Source organism: Aquirufa sp. ROCK2-A2 (genome assembly GCF_054558485.1).
This window is the reverse complement of record NZ_JBPXKA010000002.1, coordinates 183887-201182: the sequence shown is the minus strand read 5'-3', so window position 1 is coordinate 201182 and position 17296 is coordinate 183887. Positions and strand designations below refer to the sequence as shown.

14 protein-coding genes are annotated in these 17296 nt (G+C 35.9%); 10 read left to right on the top strand and 4 right to left on the bottom strand.

Going from position 1 to position 17296, the window contains the following annotated elements; translation table 11 throughout:
• Nucleotides 1–3 precede the first annotated feature (3 nt).
• Genes eat through V7S76_RS04055 form a run of 5 tightly spaced genes read left to right on the top strand, consistent with a single transcriptional unit; the run spans nt 4 to nt 5883 of the window.
• On the top strand, nt 4–1311 hold the full coding sequence (eat, locus tag V7S76_RS04075; protein ID WP_459508767.1) for an ethanolamine permease: 1308 nt from the start codon (nt 4–6) through the stop codon (nt 1309–1311).
• A gap of 5 nt (nt 1312–1316) precedes the next feature.
• Nucleotides 1317–2672, top strand: a complete 1356-nt coding sequence (locus V7S76_RS04070; protein ID WP_459508766.1) for a glutamine synthetase family protein — start codon at nt 1317–1319, stop codon at nt 2670–2672.
• Between the two features lies 1 nt (nt 2673).
• A complete protein-coding gene (locus V7S76_RS04065; protein ID WP_459508764.1) occupies nt 2674–3822 on the top strand; it encodes an iron-containing alcohol dehydrogenase in 1149 nt (382 codons plus the stop codon).
• A 2-nt stretch (nt 3823–3824) separates the two neighbouring features.
• A complete protein-coding gene (locus V7S76_RS04060; protein ID WP_459508763.1) occupies nt 3825–4517 on the top strand; it encodes a gamma-glutamyl-gamma-aminobutyrate hydrolase family protein in 693 nt (230 codons plus the stop codon).
• A gap of 1 nt (nt 4518) precedes the next feature.
• Nucleotides 4519–5883, top strand: a complete 1365-nt coding sequence (locus V7S76_RS04055; protein WP_459508761.1) for an aldehyde dehydrogenase family protein — start codon at nt 4519–4521, stop codon at nt 5881–5883.
• Between the two features lie 117 nt (nt 5884–6000).
• Here the strand turns inward: V7S76_RS04055 and V7S76_RS04050 are convergent, their stop codons facing one another.
• On the bottom strand, nt 6001–7131 hold the full coding sequence (locus V7S76_RS04050) for an acyltransferase family protein (RefSeq protein WP_459508760.1): 1131 nt from the start codon (nt 7129–7131) through the stop codon (nt 6001–6003).
• Nucleotides 7132–7454: 323 nt separating this feature from the next.
• On the opposite strand from V7S76_RS04050, the gene V7S76_RS04045 reads away from it, so the two are divergent.
• Nucleotides 7455–8843, top strand: coding sequence for a hypothetical protein (locus V7S76_RS04045; RefSeq protein ID WP_459508759.1), 1389 nt, complete (start codon nt 7455–7457; stop codon nt 8841–8843).
• A gap of 12 nt (nt 8844–8855) precedes the next feature.
• On the opposite strand, the gene V7S76_RS04040 is transcribed toward V7S76_RS04045, so the two are convergent.
• Entirely contained in the window at nt 8856–9149 is a 294-nt protein-coding gene (locus V7S76_RS04040) for a hypothetical protein (protein WP_459508758.1), read from the bottom strand.
• Nucleotides 9150–9243: 94 nt separating this feature from the next.
• On the opposite strand from V7S76_RS04040, the gene V7S76_RS04035 reads away from it, so the two are divergent.
• A complete protein-coding gene (locus V7S76_RS04035; protein ID WP_459508757.1) occupies nt 9244–10290 on the top strand; it encodes a helix-turn-helix transcriptional regulator in 1047 nt (348 codons plus the stop codon).
• A gap of 5 nt (nt 10291–10295) precedes the next feature.
• On the opposite strand, the gene V7S76_RS04030 is transcribed toward V7S76_RS04035, so the two are convergent.
• On the bottom strand, nt 10296–10805 hold the full coding sequence (locus V7S76_RS04030; RefSeq protein WP_459508756.1) for a Rieske 2Fe-2S domain-containing protein: 510 nt from the start codon (nt 10803–10805) through the stop codon (nt 10296–10298).
• Between the two features lie 48 nt (nt 10806–10853).
• Between V7S76_RS04030 and V7S76_RS04025 the strand changes: the two genes are divergently transcribed.
• The 3 genes from V7S76_RS04025 to V7S76_RS04015 are packed head-to-tail and all read left to right on the top strand — an operon-like array spanning nt 10854 to nt 15464.
• Nucleotides 10854–12641, top strand: a complete 1788-nt coding sequence (locus V7S76_RS04025) for a DUF1800 family protein (RefSeq protein ID WP_459508755.1) — start codon at nt 10854–10856, stop codon at nt 12639–12641.
• 1 nt (nt 12642) lies between these two features.
• Complete coding sequence (locus tag V7S76_RS04020; RefSeq protein WP_459508754.1) at nt 12643–14751, top strand: DUF1501 domain-containing protein; 2109 nt, start codon at nt 12643–12645, stop codon at nt 14749–14751.
• Nucleotides 14748–15464, top strand: coding sequence for a hypothetical protein (locus tag V7S76_RS04015; protein ID WP_459508753.1), 717 nt, complete (start codon nt 14748–14750; stop codon nt 15462–15464). Before V7S76_RS04020 ends, V7S76_RS04015 begins: the two co-directional genes overlap by 4 nt.
• Before the next feature lie 123 nt (nt 15465–15587).
• Here the strand turns inward: V7S76_RS04015 and V7S76_RS04010 are convergent, their stop codons facing one another.
• Nucleotides 15588–16787 (bottom strand): PQQ-dependent sugar dehydrogenase, encoded by a 1200-nt coding sequence (locus V7S76_RS04010; RefSeq protein ID WP_459509053.1) that lies wholly within the window; start codon nt 16785–16787, stop codon nt 15588–15590.
• Nucleotides 16788–17296: the final 509 nt, after the last annotated feature.

Here is a 17296-nt window from a genome sequence, read left to right as displayed (position 1 = left end):
ATCATGGCAGAACAACTCAAGAAAGTATTAAGTCCACTCATGCTTTGGGGTTTGGGCGTTGGTTACGTTATTTCCGGAATGTATTTCGGGTGGAATTTAGGTTTGAAGGAAGGTGGCACTTTGGGATTAGCCATTGCAACCGCTATTATCATTGTTCTTTATGCCTGTTTTACCTTTTCCTATGCGGAATTAGCTTGTGCCATTCCAAAGGCAGGCGGTGTATTCGACTATACCAAAAGAGCTTTTGGGAATCAATGGGGATTTATAGCGGGAATGGCTCAAATCATTGAATTTGTTTTTGCTCCTCCAGCCATTGCATTTGGTATTGGCGCATATTTCAATTTATTTTTTCCCGATATCCCTATTTTAGTTATCGCCATAATCGCATATGTGTTATTTACTGCTTTGAATATGTATGGGGTAAAAGCTGCTGCTACGTTTGAATTACTCATAACCATCATTGCTGTAGCAGAGATTTTGATATTTGCTGGAGTTACCTTGCCAAGTTTTCAATGGGTCAATTTAACTCAAAATCATTTTCCCAATGGATGGTCGGGTGTATTTGCCGCATTACCTTTTGCCATTTGGTTTTTTTTGGGAATAGAAGGCTTGGCCAATGTGGCGGAAGAAGCACAAAATCCACAAAAAGACATTCAAAAAGGTTTTTCTTCGGCATTAATTACGCTTGTCATTCTTTGCATAATTGTTTTTATCGCATCGGTAGGTGTAGGCGGTTGGGAAAGTGTGGTTTTTAAAAATGGAATAGCTGGTGAAACGTCTGATTCACCATTGCCACTTGCCATGGGACAAATTGTGGGTTCCAATAGTTTATTGTTTCATTTATTGTTAACGGTCGGGTTATTTGGTTTAGTAGCCTCCTTTCATGGTTTGATTTTAGCTTCAGGTCGTTCAACTTTTGAATTTGGTAAAGTTGGATTTGCGCCTGCTTTTTTAGGGAAGATTCAGGCTAAATTTCAAACCCCCGTCAATGCACTTTTGTTGAATATGCTGTTGGGTATCATTGCCTTGTTTACCAATAAAACCGCTGAAATAATTACTATTTCGGTCATGGGGGCACTGACTTTGTATATATTCGCTATGTTATCCATATTGAAATTGAGGCGTTCAGAGCCAAATCTTCATAGGCCATTTAAAACGCCTTGGTATCCTTTGGCACCAATTTTAGCTTTGGTGATCGCAAGTGTTTCTTTAGCATTCATCGGATTTAACAATGTTAAATTGTTGATAATTTATTTATCAATTCATATTATTTGTTTTCTTCTTTTTAAATTGTTCTTTCAAAAATCATAGAAAATATGACTGAAAATGAAATATTGAATTACGTTGCTTCTCATCCTAGTAAAAGGGTGAAATTGGCATTGACAGATATCGATGGAGTGTTGAGAGGTAAGTATGTCAGCAGTGATAAATTTTTGTCAGCCCTTGATTCCCATTTGGGGTTTTGCAATGTGGTTTTTGGATGGGATATGGCAGATGTTGCCTATGATAATTCGGTTTATACGGGATGGCATTCAGGCTATCCAGATGCTCCTGTTAAAATTGATTTATCTACTTTTAGGAAGATACCGTGGGAAAATGATCTGCCTTTTTTTCTTTGTGAGTTAATGCATTCCAAAGAAAATTCAGCTAACGTTTGTCCCCGAAATGTATTAAAGTCGGTCATTGCGGAAGCGGATTCCATGGGATTTACTCCTTTTTTTTCACAAGAATTTGAATGGTTTAATTTTGAAGAAACTCCTCAATCTGTCAATGATAAAAATTTCCACCAGTTAAAATCCCTGAGTCCAGGCATGTTTGGTTATTCCATTTTGAGGAGCACCTTACGAAATGATTTTTTTCAGGCACTTTTTGATCAATTGAGTGCTTTTAAGATTCCCATTGAAGGTTTACATACCGAAACTGGTCCAGGTGTTTACGAGGCAGCAATCACTTATTCGGGTATATTAGAAGCCGCAGATCGGGCGGTTTTGTTTAAATCATCTGTCAAAGAAATTGCCTATAAACATGGTATCATGGCCACTTTTATGGCTAAATGGGATGAGAATCTTCCAGGTTGTAGCGGACATGTTCATCAAAGCCTTTGGGATAAAAAGAATGAACGCAATTTGTTTCACGAATCAGGTGCGAATAACGAAATGAGTGCCCTTTTTGAACACTATATGGCTGGTCAATTACATTGCTTACCCTATATTCTTCCTTTGTTAGCACCTACAGTGAATTCATTTAAACGATTGGTGGAAGGGGCTTGGGCACCAACGACTTTAACTTGGGCCATTGATAATCGAACAGTAGCGTTAAGGGCCTTGGCAGGAGGTAAAAAATCTACTCGACTAGAAACGAGAGTCGTAGGGTCTGATGTAAATCCTTATTTAGCCATGGCAGCCTGTTTGGCAAGTGGCTTATATGGAATTAAGCATAAATTGAAATTGCAAGAACCTAGTTCAGGCAATGGATACGAAGATTTATCGCATGGTCGCTTACCGGGAAATTTACAATCCGCCACGCAAGCCATGAAAGATTCCCCCCTTGCGAAAGAACTATTTGGAGCTGAATTTGTTGATCATTTTGTAGCGACTAGAGAATGGGAATGGAAACAATATAGCCGAGTAGTTAGCGATTGGGAAAAGAAAAGATATTTTGAAATTATATAAGATGGATTTTACACAAATTAGACAATTTAATTTTCCCACCATCATTCGATTTGGGATTGGAGCAGTAAAAGAACTTGCGCCCTATTTACAACTAAACGGTTTTTCTAAGCCCCTCATTGTTACCGATCCGGTGATTGCTGAATTGAGCTTTTTTCAATCGATAAAAAATGACCTTATTGCCAATAATATCTCGGTTGAAGTGTTTTCCAACATCCACAAAAATCCAGTTAAATCTGATGTGTATGCTGGGACGCAAGTTTGGGATCATACAGATCGCGATTGTGTCATTGGAATTGGTGGCGGTGCAGCTCTAGATGTGGCGAGAGCCATTGTTTTGCAGGTCAATCACCGAGAAGATTTATTTAAATACGATGATTTGATTGGTGGGGATGTTTATGTAACCAATGATGTGCCTCATTTTATGACCATTCCAACTACCTCGGGCACGGGGAGTGAAGTAGGTCGTTCCGCCATTATTGCAGATGATTTGACGCATCAAAAAAAGATTTTATTTTCTCCAAAATTACTCGCTAAAATTGTATTTGCTGATCCAATGTTAACCATGGATTTGCCGGCGTTTGTGACGGCAGCCACAGGAATGGATGCTTTAACGCATAATATGGAAGCGTATTTAGCGAAAAATTTTCATCCGATGTGTGATGGAATTGCTTTGGAAGGAATGCGTTTGGTTTCTGAATCCTTGGTGGAGGCGGTTAAAACCTCAAGTGTAGAATCTCGTTCTAAAATGCTTTTGGCATCCATGATGGGTGCAATTGCATTCCAAAAAGGATTAGGAGTGGTCCATTCCTTGGCCCATCCATTATCTTCTTTGTTGGATACTCACCATGGCTTGGCCAATGCAGTCAATATTCCATATGGAATGAAATTCAATATAGCAGGTTTTGAAGATCGCTTTGCTCGGATGGCACAAAGTTTGTCATTGAAGGAGCATAGTGGTGATGCGGTCGTGAAGTATTTATTTGATTTGAATACACAAGTGGGTATTCCACATCGTTTAAGAGATATTCAGGTGAAAGAGGAGCATTTGGATACCTTGGCTCAATTGGCTTTGGAGGATTTTGCACATCCCAATAATCCTAAACCGGTTTCATTAAGTGATTTTAGGGCTTTATATAGAGAGGCATTTTAAGTATGATTCGCATTGGAATTACTACATCTGATACTAATTTTCAAAATTATCCATCATGGATAAAAGGAGAAGATATGGAAATCATTTTTCTCTCTTATGTAGAGGAAAATTTAGTTGACATATTAAAATGCGATGGTATTGTGTTAACAGGTGGGGTAGATTTACATGCTTCTTTGTATGATAATACAAGAGTCGATTATCCCAATTCCACTGATTTCAACCTCAAAAGGGATGAATTTGAAATGAGTGTTTTTCGAATTTCAAAGGAAATAAAATTACCCGTATTGGCGATTTGCAGAGGTTTGCAATTGGTGAATGTCGCTTTGGGAGGAGATTTAATTCAGGATTTACAAGAGTCAGGTAAAGCCAATCATCGAAAAATGAACGGGGTAGATGGAATGCATTCCATACAAGTGGAAGAACAAAGTTTACTATTTGCTATTTCTCAAAAATTAAATGGACATGTCAATTCAGCACATCATCAAGGAATTGGTCGATTGGCTGAGGATTTGCGAATTTCAGCTTGGTCAGAGGACGGTGTTGCTGAAGCAATTGAATACCAAGATTGGGAATCAAAACCTTTTTTATTAGGAGTTCAATGGCATCCCGAACGATTACAAATAACAGAATCAATTGAAAGCTTTTCCATGAATATTCGACGAACGTTTTTGGAAGCAGCTTTGAAAAAAAAATAATATGAAAATCATCAATCCCGCCACCGAAGAAACCATCCAAGAAATTCGCGTCGATTCTGAACAAGATTTGATAGCGAAATTTGAAACTTTGCAAAATGCGAAATCGGAATGGGCAAAAATCTCCATCGACTCACGGGTTACGATTGTCCACCGTTTTATTGAGTTGCTCAAGGAAAATATAGAGGAATTATCTTTGATTTTGACCTCTGAAATGGGAAAACCTTTGCAACAGAGTCGCAATGAAATAAATGGTGCCAGTGGGAAAGCTTTGTGGCTGGCTGACAATGCATCTACGTATTTGGCCGATGAAATCATGTCGGTTTCGGATCAAATGCAGGAAAAAATTAGCTATGAGCCATTGGGAGTTGTTTGTAATATTTCTGCTTGGAATTATCCCTATAATGTGGGTGTGAATGTATTTATCCCTGCATTATTAGCAGGTAATTGTGTGATGTACAAGCCATCTGAATTTACGACCTTAACGGGATTACAAATTGATAAATACCTCAAATTAGCAGGAGTACCTGAAGGAGTTTTTCAAGTGGCTGTTGGTCAAGGGGAAGTTGGTCGGTTTCTGCTGGATTTGCCATTTGATGGTTATTTTTTCACAGGATCTTATCAAACAGGTAATTTTATTTATGAAAAAGTTGCCGAGAAAATGGTGCCTTGTCAATTGGAATTAGGTGGCAAAGATCCTGTTTATGTAACAGACAATGTACAAGATGTGAAATCGGCTGCCATAGGAATTGCTGATGGGGCGTTTTATAACAATGGGCAAAGTTGTTGTTCGGTGGAACGGATATATGTCCATGAAAAAGTTTATGATGAATTTCTTGAGGCATTTATTCAAGAAGTGAAATCATGGAAAATAGGTTCTCCATTGGAAGAAGGAGTTTATATTTCAGTCCTTAGTCGTGAGTCGCAAATTGACTTTTTAAGTAATCAAGTGAAAGATGCGGTGGAAAAAGGGGCTACGATTGAGGTGGGAGGTTATGCCATTTCAGGAAGAGGATATTATTTCCAACCGACTGTTTTGACCCATGTGGATCACCGCATGGATGTCATGAAAGCCGAAAGTTTTGGGCCCATCATTGGGATTATGAAAGTTCAAACGGATCAAGAAGCAATTGCTTTGATGAATGATACCATGTATGGTCTCACAGCTGGAGTTTATGCGAATTCAGAAGAGCGGGCAACGTCAATTTTGAAGCAAGTCAATGCGGGATCCGCCTATTGGAATTGTTGTGATCGGGTAAGTGCTGCTTTACCATGGAGTGGGCGAGGTCACTCTGGATTTGGTTCTACGCTTTCTCATATGGGTATTCGTGCTTTTACGAAACCCAAGGCGTATCATTTGAGGAAATGAGTTTTTTTAGGTAAAAGGTAATAGGTATTAGATATTAGTCTTTAGTTATTAGTGTTTAGTGAAAGTTACCTATTACCTATTACCTTTTACCTATTACCTATTACCTTTTACCTAATTTTACACACTCAAAAACATATTTTTCTTGTAGAAGAAATACAAAAAGCACCATTTAATTCCAAGGTAACAAATCGCTAGAACGACCATGCTATAAGGTTCTGAAAATAATTGACCAAGCCAATGGAACAATCGATCCGTGGTGAATTCCCAATTAATGAAGGCATTGGATAAATAAATTAGAATGGAATTCATGCCAATTACTTTGAAAAAGAAGGCCCATTTTCTGTACTCTAACACATCAATGATGTAATAAAAGATTGATAAAAAGACCAAACTAATTCCACCTGCTTGTAAGACAAATGAACTAGACCAAATATTTTTATTGATAGGGAAATCCAAATTCCAAATTTGAGCGAACAGGATGAAGGCTACTCCAGAAACAAATAAATAGACACTTTTCTCTTTTCCAGATTTATTATTGTTCTTCAAGAAGTTTCCCGTGATAATGCCCAATAATCCTGTTGCAATGGCAGGAATGGTGGAGGTTAAGCCTTCTGGATCATGATTGCCTTTGTATAAACGACCTGGCATCAACAAACGATCTAAATAAGAAGCGAAGTTGCCTTCTTGAGTCAAATCTCCCATTGGAAAGCCTGGTGCCGAGTTAAATTTTAACATTAAGTAGTAAAAAATCAAAATTCCGCCAAACCAAATCATTTGAAAGATATTCTTTTTGGTATACAAGAAAATGATATTGGCAAATAAATAGCCTAATCCAATTCTGGCTAACACGCTTCCAAATCGGATTTCCTCGATTGGTTTAAACTCTAGTCCGTTGTTGTAAATGATTCCCAAAATGACTAAAATAAGTCCTCTTTTGATCACTTTAAGCAATAACTGTTCCCTTGTTTTTCCTTTTTCTAATTCTCTGCCCAAGGCATAGGGAGTTGAAACTCCTGCCATGAACAAAAACATAGGGAAAATTAAATCATACATTCGGAAGCCATGCCATTCTGGGTGACTCAATTGATAGGCAGCTGCTTCCCAAAAAGTGGATCCTGTTGCCTTGGCAATTAAATGGACAATTTCTTCTGCCCCCATGATCCAAAACATATCGAAACCCCTTAAGGCATCTAATGAATAAAGTCGTTTGGATACATTCTTTTCTTGTAAATTTTCTGAGATAGTCATGTTAACATAGGTTGTTGCGCTTGCAAGTAAAGAATTTTTTTTGGAATTTTTATTTCGCTCTGTTTGGACTTAAAATTTATATTTTAGGCAAGCAAGCCTATAAATAATGACAAAAATGACCGCTAAATAAATTTATTCAATATTAATGGTTGAATTAAATTCGAAATTCTATCAAAGCATTAACTTTATAAACGGTTTTGAATTTTGAAACACACATGTTCTATTTTTTGCCAATTGAATTTTTAGGAATTATTGATGTTAGCATATTGCTAGAATTTTTGAAAAAAAATATCTAGCAATTCTAACATCATTGGATGTTGAATATGTTTTCAAAAAGATTTGTAGTTTTTTTTATTGGTTTTATTTTTCTGAATTTTTCGATTTTTTCTCAAGAAATTTTTGACAAAAATTCATTTACTATATGTGATTTACATACCAGGTCCATTTACGAGGTCGACTTAAAATCTCAAACATTATTGGTTTTCCGAAAGGATGGTCTCAGCGAAACAGTTCCAATTACGTTTGAAAATTTCAATTTTGATGATTTGCCAGAAGTCGTCAATGTTCGTTCATTTAGAATAAATAAGCATCAATTTTACATCAGTGTGACGGGAACAGGTTTGGTGTATGACTTGGATTTGAATACTAGAGTTTTAAGGCGGATTGATCGAACGTATTACCGGGGCTATAATTTTTCGCCTATCCAGTTTCTTCGCAAAGATACCTTGTATTCCTTTGGTGGAATGGGTTTTTGGCATCTCAATAACGTTTCTACTTATTATTCCAAAAACAATAATGAATGGGAATATTATTTTATTCCTAATTATGCCAAACTAGGCCCTGAAAGATTTTTTTCTAATTTAGGCGGATACAGTAGTTACAAGGATAAAATTTATGCAGCGGAAATAAACGATCCTTATCAAGAATTGCCTTTGACTCCAATTTCTTTTTTTGAATTTGATTTTGCAAGCAAAAAATGGAAATTGTTGGGCCGATTGGAGAAATTGGACGCGGGATTTACGAATGCTAAAATGATCGTTGCGGCTTGGAGTGGTCAATTCTTTATCTCCAATAATTTTGTTTTTGCCGATCCTGAAACGAACAAAATGTATCAATATAATGGTAAAGACCGTGCTTTATTTACCAATAAAATCAAATGGATATCAAAAGGTGATTATTTGTATTCCTTTCAAAAACAGAATTATTTGAAGCATTATAAATTTAGCGTGTTAGATTCTATTCATGTGGATTCATTACTGAAAAGCAGTGTCTATTTGGGTAATTTTTATCAACCCATAACAATTTGGGATCAAATTGATTATCCTTTTTACTCCTATCTCTTTTTATTTCTGATCATTTTTGTTCTTGTCGTGATGATTTTGCGAAAAAAACAGGAGGATGAATCAAACGCTAAATCGAAAAATTTGGATTTGCCCGAATATAGCCTTGAATTTCTAAGCTTTATCTTAAACCAAGAAAATAATATTTGTACAACCGAAGATCTCAATAAAATTTTACGTTGTAGCGATAAATCCATCGAAAATCAGCGACAAATACGTTCTAAGTTTATTTCTACCTTAAATACCTGCATTGAAAATATGTACAATTTGCATGAGCCCATATTACGTATTCCTTCGGAATATGATAAACGTTTTGTTAATTATACGGTTTCTCCACAAGCGGTTAAGATCATTGGACAATTGGTTAAATAACCTAAGATCCATTTATTCACCACTATTAAGTTGGTAAATACAGCCAAAGCTTAAAAAACTGAAATGGATAATTCCTAAGGAAATATAAAATTGATGTGCATTTTCAATTCCGATGAATTCATAGGGAGTTAATAAGATCAACAAAGTTATGATCGAAAGTAGATGGGTGAATAAGTATTTCCAGGCTTCTTTTTCCTCATAACTTTCTCCAGCTTTACATAAATTACTAATTCCTTCTGCCGCAAAATCGTATAATAAAACAATCATGCAAGTACTCATCCAGGTTTTTAAGTTTTTGTGTGTCATCTTTTTTTTCTTTTTGAATACCCAAAACTAGCATAGTTGTTCGCCAAATTGTGGCGGTTTACTATTTTTCTTATCTTGTGAAAAAAAACGAACAATGAATGCTTTTGAACGAGTTAAAGAGTTGAATGATTTGCTTTTACGATCTACATTTATCGTTTCTTTTGACGCATTTAAAAGACATTTAGAGCAAAATTTTGATGTGTTCGACTATAGTGAACGTAGTTTTAGTAGGGATATAAGAGACATTAAAATTCGATTAAAAGAGCGATATCCTACTTTGGAAGAAAGTCATGGTGAATTATTGCGATACCACCGATCGGGTAACTATTATCAATTTATTCGTTCTGATATCAGCGCTTTTCCTAGTTTTTCAGAAAAGGAATTGAATAAAATTGCATCTGTCATTGATTTCAATAAACATTTATTTACGGATGGACAAGGTTCTGGGATTGTCAATAAATTACGTGCGATTACTTTAGAGAATAATTTGTCGAAATTTCATCAGTTATTGCCTTGGACCGCCATTCAATTGGTCAAAGAAGGGGAGCGCTCTGGTGCTGATTATTTGAATCAAATAATCGAATATATATATGCTCAGCAAATTATTGAGATTACCCATCAAGGAATTTCTACCACCTCGACCTTGAAAAAATCCACTTGCTTACCTTTAATGGTCAAAGAGTATAACAATGGCTGGTACACAGGTTGGTATGTCTTGTTATATCAAATATCTGATTTAAGTAAAGTGATTAAACTAGATTTGGACCATGTTATTTTGTACGCTTTGGATCGAATTATTTCGATCCAGCCGATTGCCTCCCAACAAACTATTCGAATTCCTTATGGCTTTAATCCAGCGGATTATTTCAAAAATATGATTGGTATTTATCGGAATGGCAGAACAAATGGCGCAATAAAAGTTCAACGTATAGTGATAAGGGTTCAGAAATCAAGTTGGATGAGTAATTATATTCAAAAATATCCGATTCATGATTCGCAGACTATTATTGACAATACGGAAAATGAAATGGTCATTGAATTTCAGTTAGAAATCAATCAAGAGCTCATTAATTTTTTATTCAGGTATTCAAAGGAGTTAGAAATAATTGAGCCTTCAAAGCATATTTTGGGATTGGAATAGCGAATTTATTTACCATCTACTTTTAAGATATTTTTGAAAATTTTGGTCGGGTATTTCATTAAACCCCCAGATAAACTCCCCGAGTTGCAAGATACGACATTCGTTTCAGTGATATTAAAGGTATTAAAATGGTTATTGCATTTAAATCGATTGTTTTCAAATGTCCATGAACCTTTTACACCTTGATGAGGACAACAATTGTCAAATGCTTTGATGGTATTTGCATCTGTCCGAATCAGCAAAATTCCTAGATCGAGTAAATTGGAAAAATCTAATAACTTATTTAAATTTGAAAAGTTTTTGTGAGCTAAATCGATGTAAATTAATTTGTTTTCAGAAAAATAGCCATCATTGTTGAATAAACTAGCCACCCTCATAAATTCTTTTTCTTCCTCCGATGTGGTGGGAGTGGGTTTTGAGGGTTCTTCGTTGTCTTTAGAGCAATTGGTAAATAGTACCAATTGACTAGCAACAAGGATCGGACATGCTTTTTGAATAAATGATCGTCGTTTCATAAAATCTTATCACGCAAATTAACACTAAAATTATTGATAAATAACCGCATGTCCATTAAAACAGATTTACCAAATTCAAAAAAAAGTCCTGATTTAGTTGAATTATTTCGAAAGGAAAATGTCAATTTTCAGCAAATTGGAATGACCACTCAGAGTGTTTTAAGTTCCTCAAAAGGGCTAAATAAATACACAGGAGAATTTGGGAAGGCGCAAAAATATCATCTATTAAATAGAGCATTGATTGGCTTTAGCTATAAATCCTATCAAGAAATAAAAAATTTAAATTTGGATCAGAGCATCGCTTTGATTCTTACTCCACAAGGAGATCTTGATCTTCCCATTAATGATTACTACGAAGAATTTTCCGATAACGTTGAATTAACCAAATTTGATGTGCCCAAAGGAAAGCCATGGGTGACAGCAAAGGAATGGACTCCAGATAATAATCAACTTTCTCAGTACCGAATCAATTCATTGAAATCATGGTTGATGAAACAATTCGTTCATCAAAAAACATCGATTCATTGGAAGCTTGTTATAATGTTTCATAATTTATTGGTAACCTCCATTCAAAACGGAGGAGTAGCAAAAGCTGCCTATCAATATTTCGCAACTTTATACAATGGTGCATTTGGCGATTATAAAAAATTGATTTGGCAGATTACCTTGGATCCGGAAATGTTGATGTATTTGAATGGTAATCAAAATAATAAAAATAATCCTGACGAAAATTATGCTCGTGAATTACAAGAATTATTTACGGTAGGGAAGGGCCCGAATTCAAAATATACTGAAAGTGATGTGTCTGAAATGGCGCGTTTATTAACGGGCTGGTATTTTAATTATGATTATGGAGTGAAGAATGATGGTGAAATTGTTTCTGAAATGGGCATGTGGAATCATGATACAGGGGATAAGCAATTTTCAGAATTCTATGGAAATAAGAAAATCAAAGGTGCACAGGATTTATCTGATACTCCCCGTGAGTTGCAAGAAGCGCTTGATATGATTTTTGCTACTGATGAATTGCCATTATACATTTGTCGCAGAATCTATGGTTTTTTTGTTAATCCCATGATCGATGAGACGGTAGAAAAAAATATCATATCTCCGCTTGCTAAAATTTTCAAAGAAAATAACTTTCAAATTGCACCCGTTCTGAAGGTGTTGTTGAGCAGCGAACATTTTTACGATACCATTTTTTACAATTCACTAATTAAATCGCCTTTAGATTTTGTGATTGGAATTGGTAAAGAATTTGATTTGCCTTTGTTGAATGAGAATAGGATTAAAATTCCTAATGCAGAAAATGACTTGTTTCTTGAATATAGAAAGTACGCACATTTTCATAACCAAGCCAATAATTTGGGGATGAATGTCGGTGACCCGCCTAACGTATCAGGTTGGCCAGCGTTTTATCAAGCTCCTGCCTACGACATGTTTTGGATAAATTCAGAAACCATTATTAAAAGAAGTCAATATACTGATTCCTTATTCAATTGGGGAAATTGGGTGTATTACAACAATAGCAATAAAACAGGTTTACAGGTTCGTGTGGATAGTGCTGATTATATTTCAAGATTTTCCAAACCTGGAGATGTGGATATGTTGATCAATGAATTGGTTGATCGTTTGGTTGGAGTTCCCATCAGCGCAGCAGATAAAGCGCAAATTCGATTTAAAATCATGCAAGGTAATTCCAATATTAATTATTGGACAAATGCTTGGGATAGTTTTAATGGCAATTCTAGCAATGAGAATCGACAAGTCATTCAAAACCGATTAGCAAATGCCTTTGGTTATATTTTTCAATTAGGAGAAACGCAATTGTACTAAGATGGGACAGATAAATAGACGCGATTTCTTGCACAATATGGCCCATTTGGCAGCCTTGCCAAGTATTTTACCGAACTGGGGTTTAGCACAATTATTTGATCAAAATTCTGCTTTATCTAGCACGGCAGAAAGAGATAAAATTTTAATTATTATTCGTTTAGATGGAGGAAACGATGGTTTAAATACAGTTTTTCCTTTAGATAAATACGAAAATTTAAATAAGGTGCGTTCCAAAATTTTGATGGAGGAGAAAAAAATTATCCCTATTAAATTTGGTAGTACAGGTTTACATCCTGCTTTGGAAGGATTTAATTCTTTGATCAATGAGGATCGATTGGCCGTCATTCAATCGGTCGGATATCAAAAGCCCAATTATTCGCATTTTCGTTCATCTGATATATGGATGACGGGTTCGAATGCGGATCAAAATTTATCAAGTGGTTGGATGGCTCGATATATCGAATCTCAGCACCCTACTTATCCACAGGCTTATCCAAATGCTCAGTTTCCCCATCCTCTATCCATTGAAATTGGTTGGCAATCCACCTTACTTTTTCAAGGTCTAAATTCGTTTACAAGCTTAATTTATAATAATCCTGAACAGTTTTATAAATTAATGAATCCTTTTACGAACACTTACCCTGCCACATTGCAAGGTTCTAAGTTGGCTTACTTGCAATTGATAGGAAAACAATCGCAAGTGTATGGGCAAATTGTAAAAGACACCTTTGCTAAAGGTAAAACCGCTTACGAATTTCAGAACAACGAATTGGGTAATCAAATGAAAATTGTACAGAAATTAATTTCTGGGGGTTTGAATACTCGCGTTTATATGGTTCGAATTGGAGGTTTTGATACGCATAATCAACAAATTGATTCTGCTGATAAAACCAAAGGTCAACATGCTTCCCTGTTGAAACAAATCAATGATTCGGTGATAACCTTAATGAAAAATTTGGATGCGGAGAATATAGGTGATCGTGTGGTGGGAGTAACGATGTCTGAATTTGGTCGAACCGTCCACGCCAACGGTAGCTTAGGAACCGATCATGGTACCGTTGCACCGATGTTTGTATTTGGTAATGCAGTAAAATCGGGTGTTGTGGGTACCAATCCTGAGATTCCGAGCGATTATAAAATGAATTACGATTTACCTTTGCAATTTGATTATCGTCAGGCATATTCATCCCTACTGAATCAATGGTTAGGTTCCAGCAAAGCCAATAATCAGCAAATTTTGTATCAAGAATTCACTCCGATTCAATTGATCAAACCAGCATTTGTTGATTCCGATAATGATGGAGTAGCTGATATTTATGACAAATGTCCAGACACACCTGCCGGTACGATTGTTGATGTGACGGGTTGTGCCATTTTTACGATGCCCAATAATAACTACACCATTGAATTATTATCCTCTACTTGTGTAGGTTCCAACAATGGAGCATTGAAAATAGCAGTCGCCAATAAATCTTATAACTATTTGATTTCTATATTGGGTCCTAATAAGTTTAGCAAGGATATCAACATTCCGATAGGTTCAAAAGAAGTTAGTTTGAATGGTTTGAACTCAGGAATGTATTCCATTCAAATTAAAATTGAAAATGTAGCGAACTATCTCCAATCCTTCGATGTGAAAGTGGTTGAGCCAGATCCTATCAAAGTAAATTCAAGTGTGGATACAGATAAAAAATCCTTGTCGCTGAATTTATCTGGTGCTGATGAATACATCGTACATTTAAATGATGTAGAAACGCAAGTGACTGGAAGTAATTGGAAAGTGAATTTATCTTCCGGATTAAATATTTTACAAGTGAGTACCCAACAACCTTGTCAAGGTATTTATAAAAAAGAGATATTTATTTCGGAAAATGTAACATGTTTCCCGAATCCAAGCCCTGGACCCGTAAAAGTTTATGTGACCGGTTTAGACGAAAAAGTGGGTGTTCAAGTATTTAACTCTTCAGGTCATCAGTTGTTTTTGGCGGAAAAAGAGGTTAATTCTGAACGATATTTCGATCTGGATTTAAGTGCCATGGTTTCAGGTTTATATTTAATACAAGTCAAGTCAGCCACTGTTAATCAAATTTGTAAAGTAATTAAGTTATGAGAAAATTAATCTTTAGCTGCTGGCTAGTCGCCAATTTAATCTCTTGTAGCAAATCAAATGATTCGATTACTCCTGCACCTGCGCCAGTCGATTTAAATCCGCCAGCAGCCGTTAGCCTATTAAAGCCAGATAACAGTAGTATATGTTTAGCAGGAGAAAACAGTAGTTCATTTAGTAGTGATGTTTTGTTTTCTTGGCAATTATCTTCTAATGCAGAAAGCTATGATTTGGAAATAAAGAATTTGACAAATAATTCGGTAAGTACTCAAAATGTAAAAAGTGATCGGGCAACGGTGACTTTATATCGAGGAGTTCCTTATTCTTGGCAAGTAGTTTCAAAATCGAGCAAAACAAAGCAGACCTCTGTTAGCCCAACTTGGAATTTTTATTTATCTGGAAATGGAATTACACAATATGCTCCTTTTCCTGCAACAATTATTTTTCCAGCTTCAGGTGCAACGGTTTCAGCTAGTGCTGGAAAAGTGAATTTACAGTGGTCGGGTTCAGATCCTGATTCGCCCAATTTAAGTTATGAGGTTTATTTGGATACTCTTCAATCCAAAGTGGAAAAAAGAGAAACAACAGCCATCAAAACGACAGCTTCAACAGCTTCTGCTTCTGTGGTTTCCAATAAAGTTTATTATTGGGCTATTAAATCAAGCGATGGTCAATCAAGTACGCCTACAATGGTGTATAGTTTTAGAGTTAATTAAGTAGAAAAGAGAAAAAGAGAAAAGAATAAGAAAGACAACCTAAAAACATAGCATTTTTTTTGAGATGGTGCCCAATGCCATCTTTTCTCTTTTCTCGTTTTCTCTTTTCCCGTTTTCTCTCTCTTATTTGTAACTAATTTTCCAAACAGTTCCACCCAAATCGTCGCAAACATAAAGAGAGCCATCGGGTCCTTGCGCTAATCCACAAGGTCTATGTTGAATTGGGCCGGTTGGTTTAGCTAAATCAACTCCGGAGAAATTATCTGCAAAAATCTCCCATTTGTCAGAAAGCTTGCCATTCACAAAAGGAACAAATGCCACAAAATAACCTTTCTTTAATTCGGCAGATTGTCCATGAAATGCCACAAAAGCGCCATTTTTATATTTTGCAGGGAACATGTTTCCCGTATAAAACATGATATCATTGGGGCCTAAATGGGCAGGAAAAGCCACGGAAGGATTAACAGCAGTTTCACCGCCTGTTTTTTTGCCATCACCTCCATATTCAGGAGCCAAAATTTTCTTCTTTTGAAATTGATCGTAATAAGTTTGAGGCCATCCACCATCATCACCGTCTTTGAATTGGTAGATTGTCTCAGCAGGTATAATTTGACTTTGCTCTGGAGTGTAATATTGTGGATAGAAATCATGGAAAACGCCTCTTCCATGAGCAGTAGCAAATAAACTGTTTGTTTTAAAATTCCAGGCTTGTCCAACAGCATTTTTAATTCCTGTCACATATCGATGTCCATCTTTAAATGTCTGATTCAATTTTGTAACGTTGAATCTCCAAATTCCACCTGCAGAGTCCAACAATGTACAAGGAACCATGCCTTTTCCAGTGCCTTTTACCCGACACGCATCGTTGTCAGAGCCGATGGTGATGTATACATTTGATTTATTGTCGATGGAAAAGGTTTTCGCATTGTCTCTTCCGTGATCCATCAAACCATCTACAATATTTTCTGGTTTTTCTACATCAATAACCTCTTCCTTTTCATTTAATTTGTAACGGTATAAACCTTTGTTGGAGGAAGCATAAAGAAATCCATCCTTTAGCAAAATCCCTGTTCCGGTAAAATTTCCAAACAAGGTTTTTTCATCCATGGTGCCATCTTTGTCCGTGTCTCTTAGACGGTATATCCCTTTTCCATCCTTTAACTTGGATAGTTTTACATAAATATCACCGTTTTTTCCTACGGTTAAATGTCTGGTTGCACCTAACTCAGTTGCTAAAATTTCAGCTTTGAATCTTGCAGGTAATTTGATAGATTCATCTAATTTGGGTGTATCATTTTTCATAGCGAACAAGTTCGTTGCCATGGATACCAATAACGAAAGTCCAAGTATTTTTTGGTAAGTATTTTTCATAGACAGGTTTTAGATTTGTTAAATTTAATTCCAAAAATGAAAATATTTATCCTGATATCCAATTTTTACCTTTTACCTCAGCCGAGGTGGCTACCTTTAAATATCAAATGGAAGAAATGATCGAGAAAAAATTGGTTAATGATGAAAAATATAAGTTTTCATATAGTTATTATCCTTGCCATTTTTTATGGGGTAATGGGGCCCCTTACCCCCTGCAATTTAATGGTTAAAAAGTTCAATTGTTTGATAAAATTGTTTTCAAAACTATTCGCACCGCTTTTGACTTCGGCTCTGCTTAAAGAATGGCTATTTAACACACAGCTTACCTCAACCCCCATGGCGCCTTGTGTCCTTGAAAATTAAAATAGTTAAAAGGATAGGGAAAAAATCAGTTATTTGAGGAAAAATATAAGTGTTCATTTAGGTATTTTCCTTACCATTTTTTATGGGGTAATGGGGCC

Bases quoted from the DNA above. Each gene is read 5' to 3' on its own strand.
- eat (WP_459508767.1), top strand. From the start codon at position 4: ATGGCAGAACAACTCAAGAAAGTATTAAGTCCACTCATGCTTTGGGGT.
- V7S76_RS04070 (WP_459508766.1), top strand. From the start codon at position 1,317: ATGACTGAAAATGAAATATTGAATTACGTTGCTTCTCATCCTAGTAAA.
- V7S76_RS04065 (WP_459508764.1), top strand. From the start codon at position 2,674: ATGGATTTTACACAAATTAGACAATTTAATTTTCCCACCATCATTCGA.
- V7S76_RS04060 (WP_459508763.1), top strand. From the start codon at position 3,825: ATGATTCGCATTGGAATTACTACATCTGATACTAATTTTCAAAATTAT.
- V7S76_RS04055 (WP_459508761.1), top strand. From the start codon at position 4,519: ATGAAAATCATCAATCCCGCCACCGAAGAAACCATCCAAGAAATTCGC.
- V7S76_RS04050 (WP_459508760.1), bottom strand. From the start codon at position 7,131: ATGACTATCTCAGAAAATTTACAAGAAAAGAATGTATCCAAACGACTT.
- V7S76_RS04045 (WP_459508759.1), top strand. From the start codon at position 7,455: ATGTTTTCAAAAAGATTTGTAGTTTTTTTTATTGGTTTTATTTTTCTG.
- V7S76_RS04040 (WP_459508758.1), bottom strand. From the start codon at position 9,149: ATGACACACAAAAACTTAAAAACCTGGATGAGTACTTGCATGATTGTT.
- V7S76_RS04035 (WP_459508757.1), top strand. From the start codon at position 9,244: ATGAATGCTTTTGAACGAGTTAAAGAGTTGAATGATTTGCTTTTACGA.
- V7S76_RS04030 (WP_459508756.1), bottom strand. From the start codon at position 10,805: ATGAAACGACGATCATTTATTCAAAAAGCATGTCCGATCCTTGTTGCT.
- V7S76_RS04025 (WP_459508755.1), top strand. From the start codon at position 10,854: ATGTCCATTAAAACAGATTTACCAAATTCAAAAAAAAGTCCTGATTTA.
- V7S76_RS04020 (WP_459508754.1), top strand. From the start codon at position 12,643: ATGGGACAGATAAATAGACGCGATTTCTTGCACAATATGGCCCATTTG.
- V7S76_RS04015 (WP_459508753.1), top strand. From the start codon at position 14,748: ATGAGAAAATTAATCTTTAGCTGCTGGCTAGTCGCCAATTTAATCTCT.
- V7S76_RS04010 (WP_459509053.1), bottom strand. From the start codon at position 16,787: ATGGCAACGAACTTGTTCGCTATGAAAAATGATACACCCAAATTAGAT.